The 21,409-nt window shown below is 67.4% G+C and carries 21 protein-coding genes and 1 pseudogene; 12 read left to right on the plus strand and 10 right to left on the minus strand.

What is annotated here, in order from left to right:
• The first annotated feature begins 3 nt into the window (after positions 1-3).
• The 6 genes from flhA to ACP694_RS13660 all read left to right on the plus strand — a co-directional run bounded on the left by flhA (position 4) and on the right by ACP694_RS13660 (position 5,035).
• A complete protein-coding gene (flhA, locus tag ACP694_RS13635; RefSeq protein ID WP_426013185.1) occupies positions 4-2,115 on the plus strand; it encodes a flagellar biosynthesis protein FlhA in 2,112 nt (703 codons plus the stop codon).
• A gap of 208 nt (positions 2,116-2,323) precedes the next feature.
• Complete coding sequence (locus ACP694_RS13640) at positions 2,324-2,842, plus strand: hypothetical protein (RefSeq protein WP_426013187.1); 519 nt, start codon at positions 2,324-2,326, stop codon at positions 2,840-2,842.
• Positions 2,843-2,959: 117 nt separating this feature from the next.
• Positions 2,960-3,352, plus strand: a complete 393-nt coding sequence (locus tag ACP694_RS13645; protein ID WP_426013189.1) for a DUF4282 domain-containing protein — start codon at positions 2,960-2,962, stop codon at positions 3,350-3,352.
• A 100-nt stretch (positions 3,353-3,452) separates the two neighbouring features.
• A complete protein-coding gene (locus ACP694_RS13650) occupies positions 3,453-3,908 on the plus strand; it encodes a helix-turn-helix domain-containing protein (protein ID WP_426013191.1) in 456 nt (151 codons plus the stop codon).
• A gap of 310 nt (positions 3,909-4,218) precedes the next feature.
• A complete protein-coding gene (locus tag ACP694_RS13655; RefSeq protein WP_426013193.1) occupies positions 4,219-4,854 on the plus strand; it encodes a glutathione S-transferase family protein in 636 nt (211 codons plus the stop codon).
• Positions 4,855-4,882: 28 nt separating this feature from the next.
• On the plus strand, positions 4,883-5,035 hold the full coding sequence (locus tag ACP694_RS13660) for a hypothetical protein (RefSeq protein ID WP_426013195.1): 153 nt from the start codon (positions 4,883-4,885) through the stop codon (positions 5,033-5,035).
• A 109-nt stretch (positions 5,036-5,144) separates the two neighbouring features.
• Here the strand turns inward: ACP694_RS13660 and clpB are convergent, their stop codons facing one another.
• From clpB to prmC, 4 genes and pseudogenes are all read right to left on the minus strand, one after another.
• The gene (gene clpB / locus ACP694_RS13665) at positions 5,145-7,733 is read right to left on the minus strand and encodes an ATP-dependent chaperone ClpB (RefSeq protein WP_426013197.1); all 2,589 of its coding nucleotides are present in this window, start codon (positions 7,731-7,733) and stop codon (positions 5,145-5,147) included.
• 94 nt (positions 7,734-7,827) lie between these two features.
• Complete coding sequence (locus ACP694_RS13670) at positions 7,828-8,568, minus strand: M48 family metallopeptidase (protein ID WP_426013199.1); 741 nt, start codon at positions 8,566-8,568, stop codon at positions 7,828-7,830.
• Between the two features lie 1,077 nt (positions 8,569-9,645).
• Positions 9,646-9,903 (minus strand): annotated as a pseudogene (locus ACP694_RS13675) (DUF4167 domain-containing protein); the annotation flags it as partial.
• 301 nt (positions 9,904-10,204) lie between these two features.
• Entirely contained in the window at positions 10,205-11,053 is an 849-nt protein-coding gene (gene prmC / locus ACP694_RS13680) for a peptide chain release factor N(5)-glutamine methyltransferase (protein WP_426013201.1), read from the minus strand.
• A gap of 84 nt (positions 11,054-11,137) precedes the next feature.
• Here prmC and ACP694_RS13685 point away from each other — a divergent pair, with 84 nt between their 5' ends.
• Positions 11,138-11,386 (plus strand): type II toxin-antitoxin system ParD family antitoxin, encoded by a 249-nt coding sequence (locus ACP694_RS13685; RefSeq protein ID WP_426013203.1) that lies wholly within the window; start codon positions 11,138-11,140, stop codon positions 11,384-11,386.
• Positions 11,387-11,390: 4 nt separating this feature from the next.
• Complete coding sequence (locus ACP694_RS13690) at positions 11,391-11,693, plus strand: type II toxin-antitoxin system RelE/ParE family toxin (protein ID WP_426013205.1); 303 nt, start codon at positions 11,391-11,393, stop codon at positions 11,691-11,693.
• On the opposite strand, the gene ACP694_RS13695 is transcribed toward ACP694_RS13690, so the two are convergent.
• Complete coding sequence (locus ACP694_RS13695; RefSeq protein ID WP_426013207.1) at positions 11,685-12,461, minus strand: MOSC domain-containing protein; 777 nt, start codon at positions 12,459-12,461, stop codon at positions 11,685-11,687. The two genes, ACP694_RS13690 and ACP694_RS13695, sit on opposite strands and share 9 nt — an antisense overlap.
• A gap of 109 nt (positions 12,462-12,570) precedes the next feature.
• Between ACP694_RS13695 and ACP694_RS13700 the strand changes: the two genes are divergently transcribed.
• The gene (locus ACP694_RS13700; RefSeq protein WP_426013209.1) at positions 12,571-13,833 is read left to right on the plus strand and encodes a YihY/virulence factor BrkB family protein; all 1,263 of its coding nucleotides are present in this window, start codon (positions 12,571-12,573) and stop codon (positions 13,831-13,833) included.
• Between the two features lie 87 nt (positions 13,834-13,920).
• Positions 13,921-14,451: a GNAT family N-acetyltransferase gene (locus tag ACP694_RS13705; protein ID WP_426013211.1), complete on the plus strand. Its 531-nt coding sequence runs from the start codon at positions 13,921-13,923 to the stop codon at positions 14,449-14,451.
• Between the two features lie 600 nt (positions 14,452-15,051).
• On the opposite strand, the gene prfA is transcribed toward ACP694_RS13705, so the two are convergent.
• From prfA to ACP694_RS13720, 3 genes are all read right to left on the minus strand, one after another.
• Positions 15,052-16,119, minus strand: a complete 1,068-nt coding sequence (gene prfA, locus ACP694_RS13710) for a peptide chain release factor 1 (protein WP_426013213.1) — start codon at positions 16,117-16,119, stop codon at positions 15,052-15,054.
• A gap of 73 nt (positions 16,120-16,192) precedes the next feature.
• Positions 16,193-16,669 carry a molybdopterin-dependent oxidoreductase gene (locus ACP694_RS13715; protein ID WP_426013215.1) on the minus strand — a complete coding sequence of 159 codons (477 nt, stop codon included), beginning with the start codon at positions 16,667-16,669 and terminating at the stop codon, positions 16,193-16,195.
• A 64-nt stretch (positions 16,670-16,733) separates the two neighbouring features.
• Positions 16,734-17,333 carry a LysE family translocator gene (locus ACP694_RS13720; protein WP_426013217.1) on the minus strand — a complete coding sequence of 200 codons (600 nt, stop codon included), beginning with the start codon at positions 17,331-17,333 and terminating at the stop codon, positions 16,734-16,736.
• A gap of 96 nt (positions 17,334-17,429) precedes the next feature.
• Between ACP694_RS13720 and ACP694_RS13725 the strand changes: the two genes are divergently transcribed.
• Positions 17,430-18,809, plus strand: a complete 1,380-nt coding sequence (locus tag ACP694_RS13725; RefSeq protein ID WP_426013219.1) for a PLP-dependent aminotransferase family protein — start codon at positions 17,430-17,432, stop codon at positions 18,807-18,809.
• A 99-nt stretch (positions 18,810-18,908) separates the two neighbouring features.
• Positions 18,909-19,391, plus strand: coding sequence for a hypothetical protein (locus ACP694_RS13730; RefSeq protein WP_426013221.1), 483 nt, complete (start codon positions 18,909-18,911; stop codon positions 19,389-19,391).
• 169 nt (positions 19,392-19,560) lie between these two features.
• Here the strand turns inward: ACP694_RS13730 and ACP694_RS13735 are convergent, their stop codons facing one another.
• The gene (locus tag ACP694_RS13735; RefSeq protein ID WP_426013222.1) at positions 19,561-20,136 is read right to left on the minus strand and encodes a YajG family lipoprotein; all 576 of its coding nucleotides are present in this window, start codon (positions 20,134-20,136) and stop codon (positions 19,561-19,563) included.
• Between the two features lie 82 nt (positions 20,137-20,218).
• Positions 20,219-21,361, minus strand: coding sequence for a flavodoxin-dependent (E)-4-hydroxy-3-methylbut-2-enyl-diphosphate synthase (gene ispG / locus ACP694_RS13740; RefSeq protein WP_426013223.1), 1,143 nt, complete (start codon positions 21,359-21,361; stop codon positions 20,219-20,221).
• Positions 21,362-21,409: the final 48 nt, after the last annotated feature.

Genomic DNA, 21,409 nt, shown 5'->3' on the forward strand with positions numbered 1-21,409 from the left:
TGCATGGCTGACGCCGCCGTCCCCAAGACCGCCTCTTCCATGCCCAGCGCCAGCTCGCTGTGGGCGGGGATCCTGCGCGGCGAAATGGGCCTGGCCCTGGGCATCGTCGGCATCATCGTCCTGCTGATCATCCCCGTCCCGGCGATGGTGCTGGACCTGTTGCTGGCCATTTCGCTGACCGGCTCGGTGTTGATCCTGATGACTGCTGTGCTGATCAAGAAGCCGCTGGAATTCACCTCGTTCCCGACCGTGCTCCTGGTCGCCACCCTCTACCGGCTGGGGCTGAACATCGCCTCGACGCGCCTGATCCTCGGCCATGGCCAGGAAGGCTCGCACGGGGCCGGCGCGGTGATCGCGGCGTTCGGCAACCTGATGATGCAGGGCAATTTCGTCATCGGGGTGATCGTCTTCATCATCCTGGTGGTGGTCAACTTCATGGTCGTCACCAAGGGTTCGGGCCGGATCGCCGAAGTCGCCGCCCGCTTCACGCTCGACGCCATGCCCGGCAAGCAGATGGCCATCGACGCCGACCTGTCGACCGGCCTGATCGACCAGGACACCGCCAAGCAGCGCCGCAAGGATCTGGAGCAGGAAAGCACCTTCTTCGGCGCCATGGACGGCGCGAGCAAGTTCGTGAAGGGCGACGCCGTCGCCGGCCTGATCATCACCGCCATCAACATCATCGGCGGCATTCTCATTGGTGTCGTCCAGCACAAGATGCCGATCGGCGAGGCCTCGGCCAGCTACACCCTGATGACCATCGGCGACGGCCTGGTCAGTCAGATCCCGGCCCTGATCATCTCGATCGCCGCCGGCCTGGTGGTCTCCAAGGCCGGCGTCGAAGGCAGCGCCAACGCCGCCCTGATTACCCAGCTGGCCATGAACCCGGTGGCCCTCGGCATGGTCTCGGCCTCGTCCGGCGTCATCGCCCTGATCCCGGGCATGCCGATCATCCCGTTCGCCGCCCTGTCGATCGGCTCGGGCTATCTGGCCTATCGCCGCGCCATGACGGCCAAGCAGCCCAAGCCGCTCGACCCCGCCGCCATGGCCGCCCTGGCCGAGGGCTCGGCCGAGCCGGAGGAGGAGCCAATCAGCGCCTCCCTGGCCATAGACGACGTCAAGATCGAGCTGGGCTACGGCTTGCTGACCCTGATCAACGACCTGGACGGCCGCAAGCTGACCGACCAGATCCGCGCCCTGCGCAAGACCCTGGCCACCGAGTTTGGCTTCGTGATGCCGCCGGTCCGCATCCTCGACAACATGCGCTTGGCCAACCAGGGCTACGCGATCCGCATCAAGGAGATGGAGGCCGGGGCCGGCGAGGTCCGGCTGGGCTGCCTGATGGCCATGGACCCGCGCGGCGGCCAGGTGGAGTTGCCCGGCGAGCACGTGCGCGAACCCGCCTTTGGCCTGCCCGCCACCTGGGTGGAAGAGGCGATGCGCGAGGAGGCCACCTTCCGCGGCTACACCATCGTCGATCCGGCCACCGTGCTGACCACGCACCTGACCGAGATCCTCAAGGAGAACATGACCGACCTGCTCTCCTACGCCGAGGTGCAGAAGCTGCTGAAGGACCTGCCGGAGGGCCAGAAGAAGCTGGTCGACGACCTGATCCCCTCGGTGGTCAGCGCCACCACCATCCAGCGCGTGCTGCAGGCCCTGCTCAAGGAACGCGTGTCGATCCGCGACCTGCCGCAGATCCTGGAAGGGATCGGCGAGGCCGCGCCGCACACCGCCTCGGTGACCCAGCTGGTCGAGCAGGTGCGCGCCCGTTTGGGGCGTCAGCTGTGCTGGTCCAATCGCGGCGAGGACGGCAGCTTGCCGATCATCACCCTGTCGGCCGAATGGGAGCAGGCCTTCGCCGAGGCCCTGGTTGGTTCGGGCGAGGACAAGCAGTTGGCCCTGGCCCCTTCGCGACTGCAGGACTTCATCCGCGGCGTCCGCGACGCCTTCGACCAGGCGGCCATGGGCGGCGACAGCGCCGTGCTGCTGACCAGCCCCGGCGTGCGGCCCTATGTGCGTTCGATCATCGAGCGCTTCCGCGGCCAGACCGTGGTGATGAGCCAGAACGAGATCCATCCGCGTGCGCGTCTGCGCACGGTGGGCATGGTTTAGGGGCGATCGCCGCTCCACGATTGGGGACGCGCGCATGCGCGCCTCCCCGTCCCAACCCACGCCCTATCCAGATTGTGGCGCTCAACCTCAGGCCGCCACATTTCGCCGCGAAATGGTCACGCTCTGTTACCGACTATTTCGGAACCGTGACTGATTAGGTCGCGTTTTGTTTGGCAAGGCGGGGGCCTGCAAGACGGAGCGCAAAACCATGAAGACCAAGATCGCCATGTTCGCCGCCGCCGCGACGCTTTCGCTGGCTGGCGCTGCATTCGCCCAATCGACGGCCCCGGCCGCGCCGACCAATCCGACGCAGCTGCCGCCAGCCACGACCTCATCGACCACCACCACCACGACGGCCCCGGCCAAGGCGACAACCGCCGCGCCGGCCATGCCTTCGGCCACCGCGCCGGCTCAATCCACCACGAGCAGCACGACGACCTCGACCACGGCGGCTGACGCCGACGCGGCCGGTACGCCGTCCTCGGCCAATGTGGCCCTCGACCTGAAGGTCGGCTCGGCGGTGAAGGATCCTTCCGGCGCCGTGGTGGGCGTCATCTCTGGCGCATCGGCCGGCGCTGACGGTTCGACCAATGTGGTCGTGACCAGCGGCGAGAAGAAGTTCGCCCTGCCCAAGGCCAGCTTCAGCGCGGGCGCCGACGGCAGTCTCGCCACCACGGCCACCAAGGCCCAGATCGACGCCACCCTGGCCGGCGCCAAGCCGCAATAAGCCAGGCCTGCGGCGATAGACGGTCCGGAGCCCGCTCGGCATTGCCGAGCGGGCTTCACGCTGCTAGCGATGCAGCTTACCGGGCGGGTGTGTTTCCGCTGACATGAGGGGTGTCGGATGGCTCCGGCCAACAAATCCAACGCGCGCGGCTCGAACGGTCTGTTCTGGGACCTGCTGACGTTCGATCGGCTCGTCACGGGACCGGTGATCCATCTGATCTACTGGGCGGGTCTGGGCGTCGTGGCGCTGTTCGCCTTTTCCGTGGTGGGCGCCGCCGTCGGCCTAGCCCTCAAGGAGCCTGGCCCACAATCTCTGCTGCTGGCTTTCCCAGTGCTGATCGCTGGCCTGCTGGTCGCCGCGGCCATGGTGCTGCTCTGGCGCGCCTTCTGCGAATTCTACGTCGCCATCTTCCGGATCAGCGAAGACCTCCGCGCCCTGCGCCAGGCCAGCGACGCCGACCACGCGGTGGCCGCCGTGACCCGTCCGCCGGCTCAAAAGCCGCTTGGCTAGCGACATCGGCCTGTGACCAAACAACACGGTATACAGAAAATAACCACCTTGGCTTGAGGGGGCGCCCCGTCCCCGGCGTCTAAGCGAAAGGAGGCCTGTTGTGTCTCCGACCGAGGAGACGCCTTTGGCCGCCGATCACGAACCTCACCTCGTCGATATCCACGTGGGCGCGCGGGTGCGCATGCGCCGCAAATCGCTGGGCCTGAGCCAGACCCAACTGGCCGAGAGCGTTGGCATCACCTTCCAGCAACTTCAGAAATACGAGCGTGGCGCTAATCGGGTCAGCGCCTCCAAGCTCTATGGTATCGCCGTGACCCTGCAGGCTTCGGTCGCTTGGTTCTTCGAGGGCCTGTCGGTCGTCGATCTGGCTAACGCCACCGACGAGCAGATGCACGACGAGCGCCGTACAAAGAGCCTGCAGCGGTTCATGATGTCGAGCGAGGGGGTCGAGCTGGCCACCCTGGTGCCGAAGATCCCCCTGCATCAACGCCGCCAAATCCTGGCCCTGGCCAGGAGCCTGGGCGAGACGGAGGACGCGTCCGCCAAGGTGGGCTGAGGCCTGGGCGCCTTCGCGCGCCGGGGCCGCGAGGCTGGTTCCGCTCATGCGGGCGAGTGCGCGGTCAGACGGGCGTCAAAACAAAATATTAGAGCTCACGGCCTGACGCAGTCAGGTCGGGAAATGCTCTAGCAAGCGGTTCGAGCACTGAAGTCGGGTTCGGGATTTCCGAGGATGCAACCTTGGGCACGCGGCGATGAGCCGCGCTCCAAGCCACCTGAAACGGCGCGAAGATCGGATAGCACCGATCGTCGAGATTGCTTCGCCGAGGCCGCGCGCTAGGATCGCGCCTCGTTCCACGGAGGCCGCCATGACCGACGAAATCGTCTTCTACACCAACCCAATGTCGCGTGGCCGGGTCATCCGCTGGATGCTCGAGGAAGTCGGCGCGCCCTATCGCACCGAGGTGCTCGACTATGCCTCGTCAATGAAAGCCCCCGCCTATCTGGCCATCAACCCGATGGGCAAGGTGCCGGCCATCACCCATCGCGGCGTCACGATCACCGAGGGCGCGGCGATCTGCGCCTACCTGGCCGACGCCTTCCCTGAGAAGGGCCTGGCCCCACCCGTGAGTTCGCCCGAGCGCGGGACCTATTATCGCTGGCTGATGTTCGCCTGCGGGCCCGTGGAATCCGCAGTCACCAACAAGTCGCTCGGCTTCGAGGTTCCCGCTGATCGCAAGCCCATGGCGGGCTATGGCTGCCTGGAAGACACGCTCGACGCTCTGGAGACGGCGGTCACCGGCAAGACCTACATCGCCGGCGACAGGTTCTCGGCGGCCGACGTCTATGTCGGTTCGCAGATCGGCTGGGGCATGATGTTCGGCTCGATCGAGAAGCGCCCGGCGTTCGAGGCCTATTGGGCCGGGATCAGCGCCCGGCCGGCCGCCAAGCGCGCCGCCGAGATCGACGACGCCCTGATCGCGGCGGCTCAGGCGGCCTCCTGAAACCCGCTCCCGGAGGAGATCTGGTGATATGATCTCGCCCAGGACCTGGATCACCGCGCGCTGGTTCTGGGCGCGGCCGCCGGGAGTGTCGTTCGGGGCCGGCGGGTCTTCCTCGCCGTACGAGATGCTGCGGCTCGCTAGAGCATTTCCCGACCTGACTGCGTCAGGCCGTGAGCTCTAATCTGTTGTTTTGACGCATTTTTCTTCACGCGAACCGGAACCACTTCGCTCGAAAAATGCTTCAGCGGAGCGGACGATGATCACGTCCGCCCCGCTGAAGCCTCGCAAGCCTACTGCAGGGTCGCCTTGCCGATCGCCAGGCCACCGTCGCCGGTCCCTACGGCGATCACGCCGCCATCTTCCAGTTCGCCGGCCAGCAGCCGCTTGGCGATTGGGTCGATCAGGTCTTTCTGGATCACCCGCTTGAGCGGGCGCGCGCCATAGACCGGATCATAGCCCTTGTCGGCCAGCCACTGCAGGGCGCCGGCATCCAGCGACAGCGTCATGCGACGCTCGGCCAGCATCTTGTCGACCCGTTGCAGCTGGATGCGGACGATGTCGCCCATGTTGGCGCGGGAGAGCCGCTTGAACAGGATGATCTCGTCGATCCGGTTGAGGAACTCGGGACGGAAGTGGCCGCGCACCGTGTTCATCACCAGAGGCCGCACCTCTTCCACATCCGAACCGTCTTCCTGACCGGCCAGATATTCCGAGCCAAGGTTGGAGGTCATGATGATCAGGGTGTTCCTGAAATCGACCGTCCGACCCTGGCCGTCCGTGAGCCGGCCGTCATCCAGCACCTGAAGCAGCACGTTGAAAACGTCCGGGTGAGCCTTCTCGATCTCGTCGAACAGCAGCACCTGATAGGGCCGCCGGCGCACGGCCTCGGTCAGGGCCCCGCCCTCGTCATAACCGACATAGCCGGGGGGCGCGCCGATCATCCGGCTGACCGAGTGCTTCTCCATGTATTCGCTCATGTCCATGCGGGTGATCGCATGCTCATCGGCGAACATGAACTCGGCCAGGGCCTTGGTCAGCTCGGTCTTGCCCACGCCCGTCGGACCCAGGAACAGGAACGAGCCGATCGGCTTGGACGGGTCGTGCAGGCCCGCGCGAGCGCGCCGCACGGCGTCGGACACCGCCTCCAGCGCCTCGTCCTGGCCGACGACGCGGCCGCGCAGGGCGTCCTCCATCTTCAGCAGCTTCTCGCGCTCGCCTTCCAGCATCTTCTCGACCGGCACGCCCGTCCAGCGGCTGACCACGGCGGCGATCTGCTCGGCGTCGACGACCTCGGGGGTCAGGGCCTTCTGGGTCCCGCCCTCGCCGCTCTCGGCTTCCGCCAGGCGGCGCTCCAGGGCGGGGATCTCGCCATATTGGATCTGGCCGGCCCGCGCGAAGTCGCCGGCCCGCTGAGCGGAGGCGAGATCGGCGCGCAGGCGGTCCAGAGCCTCGCGGGCCTGGGCGGCGCCGCCGACCTTGTCCTTCTCGGCCTTCCAGCGGGCGGTCATCTCGTCGGAGCGGAACTGCAGGTCATCGACTTCGACTTCAAGGTTTTCCAGGCGCTGCCTGGAGGCCGCGTCAGTTTCCTTGCTCAGCGCCTCGCGCTCGATCTTCAGCTGCACCAGGCGGCGGTCGATCTCGTCCAGTTCCTCGGGCTTGGAGTCGATCGCCATCCGCACCCGGCTAGCGGCCTCGTCCATCAGGTCGATGGCCTTGTCCGGCAGGAAGCGGTCGGCGATGTAGCGGTTGCTCAGGGTGGCGGCGGCGACCAGGGCGGAGTCCGAGATCCGCACGCCGTGGTGCACCTCGTACTTTTCCTTCAGCCCGCGCAAGATCGAGACGGTGTCCTCCACCGTGGGCTCGCCGACGAACACCGGCTGAAACCGGCGCGCCAGGGCGGCGTCCTTCTCGACGTGCTTGCGGTACTCGTCCAGCGTGGTGGCGCCCACGCAGTGCAGCTCGCCGCGCGCCAGGGCGGGTTTCAGCAGGTTGGAGGCGTCCATGGCCCCCTCGCTCTTGCCGGCCCCAACCAGCGTGTGCATCTCGTCGATGAACAGGATGATCGAGCCCTCGGCGGCGGTGACCTCGCCGAGCACGGCCTTGAGCCGCTCCTCGAACTCGCCGCGATATTTCGCGCCGGCGATCAGGCTGCCCATGTCCAGCGACAGCAGCTTCTTGTCCTTCAGGCTTTCGGGCACATCGCCCTCGACGATGCGCTGGGCCAGGCCCTCGACGATCGCGGTCTTGCCGACGCCGGGCTCGCCGATCAGGACGGGATTGTTTTTGGTGCGGCGGCTCAGCACCTGGATGGTGCGGCGGATCTCCTCGTCGCGGCCGATCACCGGGTCGATCTTGCCATCGCGAGCCGCCTGGGTCAGGTCGCGGGCATAGCGCTTGAGGGCGTCATAGCCGTCCTCGGTCGAGGCGCTGTCGGCGGTTCGACCCTTGCGAACGGCGGCGGCGGCGGTCTCCAGGCCCTGGGCGCTAGCGCCGGCGTCCTTTAGGATCTTGGCCGCGTCGCCGCCTTCCTTGGCGATGGCGATCAGCAGGCGTTCGGTGGTGACGAAGGCGTCGCCGGCCTTCTTGGCGCCTGTCTCGGCCGCGTCAAACACCCGTGCGGTGTCGGGCTTCATGAACAGCTGGCCGCCCGCGCCGTCGACGCGCGGCGTCTTGGCCAGCAGGGCGTCGGTCGCGGCGTCGGCGGCGTCGGGCCGCCCGCCGGCGCTCTGGATCAAGGCGCGACTGAGGCCGTCCTTCTCCTCAAGCAGCACCTTGAGCAGGTGTTCAGGGCCGAGCTGCTGATGGCCCCGGGCTAGCGCCAGGCTTTGAGCGGATTGCACGGCGGTCTTGGCGCGGTCGGAATAGAGGTCGATTTTCATGATATCCCCAATGTCGGCGGATTCGGCCGCGTCGCCTTGATCAAGCGCAACGCGGCTTCAGGGGATGTAGTGTGGCCGATGGGCCACACAAGCGTCACCAGCCGCGGCCGGCGATATATGTTTGCAGCGCCGCGATCCGCGAGGCGTCCGACGGGTGGGTCGAGGCGAACTGCGGGCTGTTCGAACCGCCTTGGGCCTGCATGTGTGTCCACAGCACCACCGCCTCGCGCGGCCGGTAACCGGCCCGCTGCATGAAATCGACCCCCAACCGGTCGGCCTCCAACTCCTGCTTGCGCGAGAACGGCAGCAGGAAGCCGTACTTCGCGCCCGTCGCGCCATAGCTGTTGATCGCGCGCGCCGCGTCTGACGAGCCGGCCGCCACCCCCAGAACGCCCAGCACCAAGCTCGAGGCCACGGTCTGCGACTGTCGCTCGGCGGCGTGGTGGGCGACGACGTGACCGGCCTCATGACCGATCACGGCGGCCAGTTGGTCGTCATTGTCGACCAACTTGACCAGGCCCGTGGTGACCCCAACATGACCGCCGGGCAGCACGAAGGCGTTGGGGGCTGTATCCTCGAAGACCGCATAGTCCCACGGCCGGCCGCCCAGCCCCGCCGCGTCGACCACGCGCTGGCCCACGGCCCGCACCCGGGCGGTCGCCGCCTTGTCCGGGCTGACCTTGCTGGTCGCCAGGGCCTGGCTCCAGGCCTGCTCGCCGGCCTTGGCCAAGCTGGCGTCGTCGATGATGGTCATCTGCTGGCGACCCAACTCGGGATTATAGGCGCAAGCCGACAGGGTCAGGGCGGCGAGGGGGAGGAGCAGAACCGGGCGCATGGGGTCTCCGACGGTCTTTCCGAAAGGGTCCAAATCCCTAGCGACAAAGCTTCCGCCATTTCAACCCCTCACGTCGCATCGGCGGGGCGGCCGCAGGCGCTCGGCCCGGCACGGCATCATCCCCCGCCTGCGGCGGAGGATCAGACGCCGATGGCGGTCACAGCACGGCGGTCAAGCGTCGTCCGACCCAGGCGCGGCGCCTTCGAAGCTGCGTGGGGCGCGGCGACGCTTGGGCTTGGCCGGGGCGGCCTCGGCGTCGGCGGCCAGCACCGATGAGGTCGAGACCGGGCCGGCGTCCGCGGCGGGCTCGGCGCGCGGCGTCTTGCGGCCCAGGAAGGCCGGGGCGTGGCTGACATCGCCGTCCTGGCTGCGCAGCAGCGGCGAGGAGGGAGCCTCGCTGGTCAGCGGCGTGGCCTGGGGCTCGATCACCGCCATCGGATCACGGTCGCGGGGCGCGCGCTCGCGGCGCGGACGCTCGCGGCGGGCTTCGGTCGGCGCGGCCTCGACGGCTTCGGCGATGACGGCGGGACGGTCTTCACGGACGCGGTCCTCGCGAGGGCGCTCGTCACGGAAACGATCTTCGCGCGGCGCGCGCTCCTCACGCGGCCGGTCGTCACGGGGACGCTCTTCACGTGGCGGACGATCATCACGAGGCCGATCTTCCCGGGGCCGATCTTCCCGGGGCCGGTCGTCACGAGGACGGTCGTCGCGGGGGCGGTCATCACGGGGGCGGTTGTCGTCGCGCGGACGCTCGTCGCGTTCGCGCCAACGGTCGCGGCGGCCTTGACCCTGGCCTTGGCCGCCTTGGCCCTGACCGTCAAAGCGGTCACGGTTTTGGTTGTTGTTATTGCTATTGTTGTCCCGCGGCCGGTCGTCGCGCGGCCGGTTCTCGAAGCGGTCGCGGCGGCCCTCGTTGGTCTGGCCGTCGTTGCCGTTCTCGCCGTCGCCCTGGGTCTCGGTCTGGACGACTTCGGGGATCTCGGGCTGTTCTTCCGGCTCGGCCTCGAAGTCGATCTCGTAGGCCGAATAGGCGTCCTTGCCGATGATGTCGCTGACGGGGCGATTCGGCTGAATGGCCCGCAACACGCGGAAATAGTGCTCGGCGTGCTGCAGATAGTTCTCGGCCAGAACCCGGTCGCCGGACGACGTCGCGTCGCGGGCCAGTTGCTGGTACTTTTCATAAACGCCTTGGGCGGCGCCGCGCACCTTCACGCCTTCGGGGCCGTTCGAATCGAAGGCCCGGTTGGCGTTGTGCTGCTGAGGCTTGCCGCCACTCACCATGCCGCCGCGATTATTGCGGCCGCGCTGGCGCTTCATGCCCTTGAAATCTCTCATGTTCTCTTCTGAACCTGTCCGGCGGCGATCACTGTCACGTCCGGCTGTTTGGTCTCTTCGAGCGGGGTGGAACCCTGCGGTTCGGCCTTCGATTGTCTAGAGACGCTGGTTTCCGTAGAGCCTCCGCCCGGTTCGGGCGCGGCGATCAGCCTGTTGGGCCGTTCGCGCCTGCCGGGGGAGCCTTGCGATCATCGAAGACGACCGCTTTTCCCGTCACCCGGCGTTTTGGAAGGAGGCCTTATCCGTCTAGCGCCTCACGCCGGGCTTTCCAAGGGATTTTTCGACCCTCTCGCCGGCCCGCCTATTTCGTGCCGGTGACAACGCGGTCGTGGACCGAAAGGTCCTTGATGGTCCGTACGTTCTGGCCGCCGGCTTCCTTGAACAGTGTCTCGACCGCTTCGGACTGGTCGTAGCCGATCTCGACGGCGAACATCGCGCCGGGCTTGAGCACCCGCAGGATCTCGCCGGCCAGGAAGCGGTAGGCGTCCAGGCCGTCGGGACCGCCGTCCAAGGCCAGGCGCGGCTCGTGGTCGCGCACCTCCGGCTCGAGGCTCTCGATCACGTGGGTGGCGATATAGGGCGGGTTGGAGACCACCAGGTCGAAGCTGTCGTCGCCCAGTCCGTTGGTCCAGTCGCCGCGCATCAGGGCCACGCGGCCGGCCAGGTCCAGATTGGCGGCGTTCTCGCGCGCCACGGCGAGGGCCTCCTCGGAGACGTCGATTCCCAGCCCCTTGCCGGCCGGCCGCTCGGCCAACACCGCCAGCAGGATCGTGCCCGAGCCAACGCCGAGGTCGAGCATGTTGAAGCTGATCTGCTCCGGAAACGCCTTCAGCACCTCGTCGACTATGACCTCGGTCTCGGGCCGCGGCGTCAGGACGTTCTTGTTGACCTGCAGCAGGATCTTCCAGAACCCCTTGCGGCCGATGATGTGGCTGACCGGCTCGCGCCGAGCGCGACGGTTCAGGAAGTCGTCGAGCGTCGCCTCCTGGTCTGGTGTCAGTTCGCGGTAGGGATCGGTGATGATGTCGGTGCGCGTGACGTCGGCGGCCACTTCCAGCAGCAGGCGGGCGTCGATCGCCGGCTGGTCGATCTGAACAGTCTTCAGACGTTCCTTGGCGGCGGTCCAGGCTTTGACGAGGGTCAGGGTCATGGGCGGCTCCTTAGCGCGTCGGCGGCGCCGGGGCGAGTTTGAGTTTGGTACCAGATTTTGGTAATATGTGGCTCGGAGGACCCGATGAGCAAGAATACCTCGATCGTTCTTAGTGACCACTTCCAGACCTTCATCGAAGGCCAGATCGGAGAAGGACGCTACGGCTCGGCCAGCGAGGTCGTGCGGGCGGGCCTGCGTCTGTTGGAGAACCAGGAAGCGCGTATGACGGCGCTAAGAGCCGAACTAGCCAAAGGCGTGGCGAGCGGGTTCATCCATGACTTCGACTTCGACGGCTTTATCGCGGAGAAGCTGCAAGGCGAAAGCGAAGCTTAGCGGAGTGAAGGCCTATCGGCTTTCGCACGACGCCCGGCGTGATCTCGACGATATCTGGGACTACTCACGCGACCATCGGGGTGCGCGGCGGGCCGCAAGCTACCTTCATGACCTGCGCGCCACCATCGGCTTGATCGCCGAGCGCCCTGGCGTCGGAACCGTGCTTGAGGCGCCTGACCACGCCTTTCGCAAGCGACCCGTCGGATCGCACTTCATCTTCTATCGTCTTGAAGCCGGTGTGATGGAGATCGTCCGAATTCTGCATCAGAACATGGACGCCACGCGCCGATTGCCAGGGCTAGACTAGCCCCACCCCATCCCCCTCGCGCACCGTCCCGCCCTCTTCCACCTTCATATAGATTCCGCAGAACATGTGGCCGTAATGGTCGAACAGCGCCTTGACCATTTCGATGTCGCGCTGCGCGGTGACCGGATCGACATGGATGGCCGCGCAGCGGACGATGGGCTTCAGCACCTGGGCCCGCGCCGCCCCGACCCGCAGGGCGTGGCCGGTCCAGTCGTTCTCGATCCAGGCCGGCCAGCCCTCGACATAGAGGTTGGCGCGGAACCGCAGCGGATCGACGGGGCGGGCCAGCTTGGCCGCAAGGTCGCGGACGCTGGCGAGATTGACGATGGACACATAGCCCGACCGGCTGTCCATGAACCGGTAGTCGCCTGGCCCCTCCACCACTCGCAGCGGACCCCTGATCGCGTCGCCCAACAAAGCCTCGAGCCACGCCTCGAAGCCGCGCCGCCCCGGCTCGCCCCGCAGGTCGCCGGCGAAGTCCGGCTGGCCCTGGGCGCTGGCGGTCAGCAGGCCGGTGGCGTCGTCATAGGCCGTGCGAGCCTTGGCGACGGCGGGGATCTTGGCCAGCACCGTGAACTTCATCTTCGAGATATGGGCCGGCACGTCGGGGTCAAAGCCGCTGGGCCCGTCCTCCACCGCATAGAGCCGGTCGCACGGAAAGCATTCGCCGGCCACCAGCTGCGCCGCCGCCAGCCGTTCGGGCGTGAACCCCTTCACGGGGTGGCGGTAGAGGCTGACGATACTCGCCTGCGGTGTTGGCGCTTGCATGGCCGGCAAGGTCGATGACGACTCAGGGCTTGGCAAGCCGCGAAACAGGGTAAGACCGGCGCAGGAACGGAGCGGCGCCCGGCGAGTTCCTCCCCCGGAGGGCCACACCATGACAGATAAAGCGCCGCGACGCCCCCTCCGGTCGTGGATCGCCTCGCGCCCCTATCACCTGGCCCCGTGGATCGCCCTGCTGGCCCTGGCGCCCTTCGCCCTGCCCCGCCGCGCGCCCGGCCCCACGGGCGCCGCCGACCGCCTCCCCAGCGAAACGCCCATCGAGAACCCGCCCGGCCTGTCCGAGGACCGGGCCATGCCGCCGCACGACTTCGACCAGGTCGAACCCCTGCGCGGCCGCGCCGCCCACCATCCCCACCACATCCCGATGCTGGGCTGGCGCGACATCCTGTGGCGCACCTTCCGCGAGATCGAGGCCGACCGCCTGCCGGCCGTGGCCGGGGGCGTCACCTTCTACACCCTGCTGGCCCTGTTCCCGGCCATCGGCGCCTTCGTGTCGCTATACGGCCTGTTCGCCGACGTCGGGGCGGTCGAGAAGCAGTTGCGGGAGATGTCCAGCGTCTTCCCCGCCAGCGTCGTCAACATCGTCGGCGAGCAGATGCTGCGCCTGGCCAGCCAGGAACAGACCAAGCTGGGCGTCGCCTTCGTGGTCAGCCTGCTGCTGTCGGTGTGGAGCGCCAACGCCAGCATGAAGGCGCTCTTCGACGGGCTGAACGTCGCCTATGACGAGGACGACAAGCGCAATTTCGTCACCAAGACCGCGTGGACCTACGCCTTCACCTTCTGCGCCCTGCTCTATGCGGGGGTGCTGGCCGGGGTGCTGATCGGCGCGCCGATCGTGCTGGAGCATGTGGGTCTGAGCAGCGCGGCGGTGATCTGGATCCCCCTGCGCTGGCTGATCGTGCTGGTGGTGACGACCGGCGCCTTCGCCATGCTCTACCGCTTCGCGCCCTGCCGCGCCCGTCCCCGCTGGCGCTGGGTGATCTGGGGATCGGTGTTCGGCGCGGCGGCCTGGCTGATCGGCTCGCTGGGCTTCTCGCTCTATGTCAACACCGTCGCCCATTATGACGCCACCTACGGCCCCCTGGGCGCCATCATCGCCTTCATGGTCTGGATGTGGTTCTCGATCATGACCGTGCTGGTCGGCGCCGAGCTGAACGCCGAGATCGAGCACCAGACCGCCATCGACTCCACCACCGGCCCCGAAAAGCCGATGGGCGAGCGCGGCGCCGCCATGGCCGACACCGTCGGCCTGGCCTTCCATCCCTGGGAATTCCTGCAGCGCGAGGCCGGCGTCGTCAAACGCGCCTCGGGCCGCTATTGGAACCAGGCCCGGGGTCGCAAGCCGCCGCCGGCCTGACAAAAATCCTCTGGTCCCGGCGGATGCCGGGATGAGCGGAGAAAAGGTGGCTTAAGCAGAAGGCCACGACCCGCTAAACCTCCACCCATGATCTTCGCCCCCGCCGCCGAGACCGACTTCCCCGCCCTCGTGGCCCTGGTCAACAGCGCCTGTCGCGGCCAGGGCGCGCAAGCCGGCTGGACCACCGAGGCCGGCTATATCGACGGCCAGCGCATCGACCTGGACAGCCTCCGCCAGGACCTGGCCGACGGTCCGGGCGCCACACTGCTGACCCTACGCGACGCGGCGGACGGCCCCCTGCTGGGCTGTGTCTGGCTGCAGCCGGACGGCGACAGTCCGGGCGAGGACGTCTGGTACCTGGGCATGCTGACCATCCGCCCCGACCTCCAGGACCGCAAGCTGGGCGCCGCCCTGCTGGCCCAGGCCGAAGCCCACGCCGCCCGGCTGGGCGCCAAGCGCGTCCGCATGACGGTGGTCCACCTGCGCGACACCCTGATCGCCTGGTATCAGCGCCGCGGCTACGCGCTGACCGGCGAACGCGAGCCGTTCCCGGTGGGAGAACGGTTCGGGACGCCGCGGCAGGCGCTGGAGTTCGTGGTGCTGGAGAAGGGGGTTTAGCTGAACCCTCTTTCCCGCCCCGCTCTGGGGAGGCAAGGCGCGTTTGGTCGACGCCCGCGCCCTGGCGCGGGCCACAACCTCGACGGCCTCCGACAGGGCCTGCGACCCGAACGATCGCGCGTCGGCAAGATAGGCCTCGATGCCCTCTTCGCTCTCCAGATAGTCGGCCGGGTCGAACGGTAATGTTTCCACGTCAGATTTCCCCGCATGACGGCCCAGGCCCTGCCGGCGAAGCCACCGTCCGCGTCGGCGAGGCCGCGCCTTGAAACCTTGATGGCGAGCTTGCTCTGGCGTCTGACGATGTCAAGGACGGGGCGGAGCGCCGCCGCGACGCGGCCGCCAGAGGCGGTCCTTGACATCGTCAGACGCCAGAGCTCCGATCCACCAAGGGTTTAAGGCGCATCCGCATCCGCTGAGGCGGATGCGGATGCGCCGTCAGCTGTTCTTGGTGTCGCGACCGTCGGGCTTGCGGGCGACGCCCTTGAGCGGCCCTTCGCTAGAGCATTTTTCGAGCGAAGTGGTTCTGGTTCGCGTGAAGAAAAATGCGTCAAAACAGAAGATTAGAGCTCACGGCCTGACGCAGTCAGGTCGGGAAATGCTCTAGTACCCCTCTTCCAGGCTCGCCAGCCGGGCGGCCTGGTCCTCGGCGATCAGGGGCTTGATGATGTCGTCCAGGGCATCGCCCTCCATCACCCGGGAGAGGTTGTAGAGGGTTAGGTTGATGCGGTGGTCGGTGACCCTCCCTTGCGGGAAGTTGTAGGTGCGGATGCGCTCGGAGCGGTCGCCGCTGCCGACCTGGGTCTTGCGGGCGTCGGAGCGTGCGTCGTCGAGGGCCTGGCGCTGCATGTCGTAGAGCCGGGCCTTGAGGTTCTTCATGGCCTTGGCGCGGTTCTGGTGCTGGGACTTTTCCGAGGAGGTGACGACCACGCCGGTGGGCAGGTGGGTGATGCGGACGGCCGAGTCGGTCTTGTTGACGTGCTGGCCGCCGGCCCCGGAGGAGCGGTAGGTGTCGATGCGAATGTCGGCGTCGTTGATCTCGATCTCGACGTCCTCGGCCTCGGGCAGCACGGCGACGGTGGCGGCCGAGGTGTGGATGCGGCCCTGAGCCTCGGTGGCCGGCACGCGCTGGACGCGGTGGACGCCGCTCTCGAACTTCCAGCGACCGAACACCCCGTCGCCGCTGACCGAGGCGATGATTTCCTTGTAGCCGCCCATCTCGCCCTCGGAGACGCTGTCGACCTCGACCTTCCAGCCCTGAAGTTGGGCGTAGCGCTGGTACATGCGGAAGAGATCGCCGGCGAACAGGGCCGCCTCGTCGCCCCCCGTGCCAGCCCTGACTTCGAGAATGGCGGAAGCGTTCTCGTCCTTGTCGCGAGGGGCCAGCATCAGGGCCAGGTCGCGCTCCATGACGGGAAGCTTCTCGTCGAGGGCCTGGATTTCGTCGGCGACCATGGCGGCCATTTCGGGGTCGGCGGCCATCTCCTGGAGGCCAGCGCGCTCGGCGGCCAGCTTGGCCAGGGCCTCGACGGCCTCGGCCACCGGGCGGATTTCGGCGTGCTCCTTGGAGAGCCTGACGATCTCGGCCCCGTCCGTCGCGGCGCCCATCCGGGCTTCCACCTCGCGGAAGCGGTCGAGAACTTGGTCGAGGCGGGCCTGGGGCAGTCGCAAGGGAGGGTCACATGGTCTGGAAGGGGTGGGGCGGTCTCTGTACCCCCAGCGATCGCCGCCGTCGAGTTCCGCCTCAGGGCACGGGCTTGACCTCCACCGAGGCCAACATGCGCACCGAACGCCCCGGGCGCAGGTCGCCGTCGACCACCAGCCGATACGGGCCCTCCTTGGCGTCGAGCGGCTGGCCGTCCTTGCTGTCGGCGATGATCACCGGATTGGTCCGATAGATCGGGTCGGTCTCGCCCAGGGAATAGGTCGCGGTGAAGCCGTCCGCGCCCTTGGCGACCACCACCTGGTTCAGATAGCGGCCCATCAGCCGGTCGCCCGACACCACGCCGGCCTTGAGCAGGGCGGCGTTGAGCACCGCGCCTTCGTAGGTGATCGGATGGCCGTGGGCGGTGAAGGTGGCCTTGGCGCGCGGCAGGGCCTTGAGGTCGGCCGGGGTCAGAACTACCGAGTCGCGACCGACCACTGTGACCTTGATGTCCTGGGCCAAGGCGGGGGTCCAGGCCAAGGCCAGGACAGCGGTCAGGATGAGCGGGAAACGCATGGGCGGACCTCGGATTGGCCACTGATGTGGGCCCGATCCGGCGTTCGAGGCAAGCGCTCGCCGCTCAACCGGTCTCGACAACCAGCGGATACAGCGAGGCGACCAGCAGCGCGGCCATGGTCAGGTTGAAGGTCCGCAACACGGCGGGGCGGTCGAGGAACCGTCTCATCCCTTGGCCGAAACCGGCCCAGGCCGCGCTGCAGGGCGCGCCGACCAGCATGAAGGTCCCGGCCACGATGAACACCGCGCTGCTCGAGCCCTCGGGCGTGTAGGTGCTGGCGGCCGTCAGGGCCATGGCCCAGGCCTTGGGATTGACCCATTGAAAGGCGGCCGCGCCGAGGAAGGTCATTGGCCGCGCGCCGGCCTCCCTGTCGCCGATCCCCTTGGCCGTGCCGATCTTCCAGGCCAGCCACAGCAGATAACCGCCCCCGACCCAGCGCAGCAACTCGTGCAGCACCGGCCAGGCCCTGAACACCCCGCCCAGTCCCAGCCCCATGGCCAGCACCATCACGCCTAGTCCCACGCTGATCCCCAGGATGTGCACGATCGTCGCCCGAAACCCGAAGTTCGCGCCGGACGCCAGCAGCATCATGTTGTTGGGGCCGGGCGTGCCAGCCGTGGCGAAGGCGAACAGGACGAAGGCGAGCAGAAGTTGGGCGGTCATGGCGGACACTCCAATCCGACGAATGTCACGGTAATCTTGCCGATTGCATCACGAGTCAAAAACTATATTGCTCCAGTGACAATTCTGGAGACCTGCGTGGCCGCCTGGACCCCGACCCTCCCGCCCGGCGACTCGCCGCTCTATGAGCGCCTGCTCGACGCGCTACGCGCCGACATCGCGTCTGGAGCCCTGAACGACGGTGACCGTCTGCCGCCGCAGCGCGAACTCGCCCATCGCCTGGGCCTGGGCTTGGGCACGGTGACCCGCGCCTATGTCGAGGCTGAGAAGGCCGGGCTGGTCAAAGGTCATGTCGGGCGCGGCAGCTTCGTGCGGAACGCGGCCACCGCCGGGCGGCCAGTGATGAAAGACCAGGGCCCGATCAATCTCAGCCAGAACATCGCGCCGGTCGGCCCCGGCGCGGCGCGGATCGTCCAGACCCTGGCCCGGCTGCAGCGCCGATCCGACCTGATCGACAACCTGGCCTACGCCCCATCGACAGGGCTTGAGACCCACCGCAGGGCCTTCGCGACCTGGCTGTCGCGCACCGCCGGGGTCGAACGCGCCGACTGGCGCCAGCTGATCTGCTGCGCAGGCGCCCAGCAGGCCCTGAGCCTGGCCCTGGCCGCCCTGTGCCGGCCGGGCGACGCGGTGCTGTGCGAGGCCGCCACCTTCCCCGGCGCCCGGGTGCTGGCCGACCACGCCGGCTATCGCCTGACCGGCGTGGCCATGGACGGCGAAGGCCTGCTGCCCGACGCCTTGGACCGGGCGGCGGCGAACGGGGCCAAGGCGGTGTTCGTCTTGCCCACCTTGCAGAACCCCACTGGCCGGATCATGGGCGCCGCGCGCCGCGCCGACATCGTGGCGGTCGCCCGCAAACGCGACCTGTGGATCATCGAGGATGGCATCTATGCGATCTTTGGTGGCGATCCCCTGCCCGCGCTGGTCGAGCTGGCGCCCGAACGGACGATCCACGTTTCGGGGCTCTCCAAGGCGCTATCGCCCGGCCTGCGGGTCGGCTTCCTGCTGGCCCCGCCGGGCGAGGTGTTCGAGCGGGTGATCCACGCGGTGCGCGCCCAATTCTACGCCCCCCCCAATTTCGGCGCCCTGATCGCCACCCAGTGGATCGAGGACGGCTCGGCCGACGCCATCGCCGGCGAGATCCGCGACGAGATGGGCCAGCGGCTGGCCCTGTCGCGTGGGATCCTTGGCCCGGCCATGGAGACCCCCGCCTCGGCCTTCAGCCCGCACATCTGGCTGCCGATGGACGAGCTGGCGGCCGAACGCCTGGCGGGCCGCGCCCTGCGCTGCGGTGTCGAACTGACCCCGCCCGGCGCCCCAATCGTCGCCCCAGGCCTGGAGAGCGGCGTGCGGCTGTGTCTGGGCGCGGCCAGGGATCAGGCCGAGCTGGAACGCGCTCTGGGTGTAGTGGCGGAGGCGCTGTCAGGCGCCGACGATCGCTCGCGGGCGATGATTTGAACGAACAGCGACAAGCGCCCTTACGCTGCAACCTTAAGGTTTGCTATGGTGCGCTGGGGGGCTGAAACGGTTTCAGCCAATGCCTAAGTTGGAGCCATCATGCGTCGTATTTTCCTTGTCGCCGCGCTTTGCGCGATGACCACCGGCTGCGTCACGCAGTCGGGGGGCGACACCATCGCCCAAATCTCGTCGGACATTTCGAAAAACGCTTTCGTCAAGGAGATCGTCGTCAACACCCCAACCGGGGCGAGCGCCGCCTTCGAAACGACCTTCAAGAAAAACGTCGCGGAAAAGCTGGCCTCCTGCGCCAAGGGGACCCAGCCCCTGCTGCTGAAGGTTAACATCACCGGCTTCAAGAAGGCCAACGCCGGCATGACGATCCTCGTCGGCTCGTCCAACACGATAAAGGGTGTGGCCCAGTTGATCGATCCAGCCACCGACAAGGTGGTTGCCGATTACGAGATCGATCGCTCGACGGGCGGCGGCGGTCTGATCGCGGCAGCGGCCATGGCTGACGCCGAAGGCCAGATGTCGTCGGGTTTCGGCGCGGAAATCTGCAAGCGCGCCTTCATCGCTCGCTAGAGCATTTCCCGACCTGACTGCGTCAGGCCGTGAGCTCTAATCTTTTGTTTTGACGCATTTTTCTTCACGCGAACCGGAGCCACTTCGCTCGAAAAATGCTCTAGCGCAAGGCACCCATGGGAAAGGGCGCGGGACAAATGTCGCCGCGCCCTTTTTTGGTTTGATCGCTCTATTGAGCCGAGAGCGCCTTGGTGAAGGCCTCATCTGCAAACAAGGTCTTGAAGTCGTCGGCCAAGGCCTCGGTCAACGACGCCACGGCGTTCTTGCCGCTGGCCATCTGCACCGACTTGCTCGCCTTGCCCGCCAGGTCGCGGGTGTAGACTTGGGCGCCTGAAGGCGAGGTCACCGACACGGTCACATTGACTTCGGAATTGGCCTTGCCGGCGAACATGCCCACGCCAAACTGGTTGTAGAAGGTGGTGACCTTCGCCTCGACCTTCGGCCCGCCGGACGCCAGCCTGTAGCCATGTTGCTTGAACTCGGCGCTCAGAGCATCACGCACGATGTCTGCGACTTCTTCCTTGGACCGGATCGGCGCCATCTCCATGCCGTAGCCATTGATCTTGGTGGAGATTCGGGCGCGGTTGGTGGAACGACCGTCAACGGCGGTCACCGTGACCAGAATGGAGTCAGCGCCGGCGACAGCCGGAACCGCGGCCGGCACATAGCCGACCGGAATTACCTCTTCCGTCGTGGCGCAGGCCGTGACGGTCGCGGCCAGCGCGATGATAGCCAGAATTCTCATGAAAACCCCCGTACTCGCGGCCTTTGCCGCGACCGGGACATTTCCGATCGCACCACCTAAAGTCAAGCGCCAGATGGCGCCCCTACTCCGCCGCGATCGCCTCGGCCTCGTCGGCGGCGGCTTGCAGCACCGCGGCGCGTTGTTCGACCAGTTCGACGATGTGGTCGATCATGCCGTCGTTGGACTGTTTGTGGTTGGGCTTGCCGGCCATGTAGACCATGCCTGAGCCGGCGCCACCGCCGGTGAAGCCCAGGTCGGTCATCAGGGCCTCGCCAGGGCCGTTGACCACGCAGCCGATGATCGACAGCGACATCGGCTGGGAGATGTGAGCCAAGCGCGCTTCCAAGGCCTCCACCGTCTTGATGACGTTGAAGCCCTGACGCGCGCAGGACGGGCAGGCGATGATGTTGACCCCGCGGTGACGCAGGCCCAGCGATTTGAGGATGTCGAAGCCGACCTTGATCTCCTCGACCGGGTCGGCGGCCAGCGAGACGCGGATGGTGTCGCCGATGCCGGCCCACAGCATGGCGCCGATGCCGATCGACGACTTGACCGTGCCGGTGCGTAGGGCCCCGGCCTCGGTGACGCCCAGGTGAAGCGGGCAGTCGATGCGTTCCGACAGCTGATGGTACGCCGCCACCGTCATGAACGGATCGGACGCCTTCACGCTGATCTTGAACTCGTGGAAGTCGTGGTCCTGCAGGATGCGGGCGTGGTTCAAGGCGCTCTCGACCATGGCGTCAGGGCACGGCTCGCCGTACTTTTCCAGCAGGTTGCGTTCCAGCGAGCCGGCGTTGACCCCGATCCGCATCGAGCAGCCGTAATCGCGGGCCGCCTGGATGACGTCGCGGACGCGGTCAGGCGAACCGATATTGCCCGGATTGATCCGCAGGCAGGCCGCGCCGTTTTGCGCCGCCTCGATGCCGCGCTTGTAGTGGAAGTGGATGTCGGCCACCAGCGGCACCCGGCTCTCGCGGGCGATGGTCTTGAAGGCCGCCGTGCTGTCGGTGTCGGGGCACGAGACCCGAACGATGTCGGCGCCGGCTTCTTCCAGCTGGCGAATCTGCTCCAGCGTCGCTGCGGCGTCGCTGGTCAGGGTGTTGGTCATCGATTGGACGGTGATCGGGGCGTCGCCGCCCACCTCGACATTGCCAACGCGGATCTTGCGCGACGTGCGGCGCTCGATCGAGCGCCACGGACGAATGTGGGTGTGGTCGGTGGCCATGGCGTCAATCTAAGGCGTTTGGCGACGGAACCCAAGACCGTCATGAAA

The organism is Caulobacter sp. DWR2-3-1b2 (genome assembly GCF_049896345.1).
In the GTDB taxonomy this organism is placed as follows: domain Bacteria; phylum Pseudomonadota; class Alphaproteobacteria; order Caulobacterales; family Caulobacteraceae; genus Caulobacter.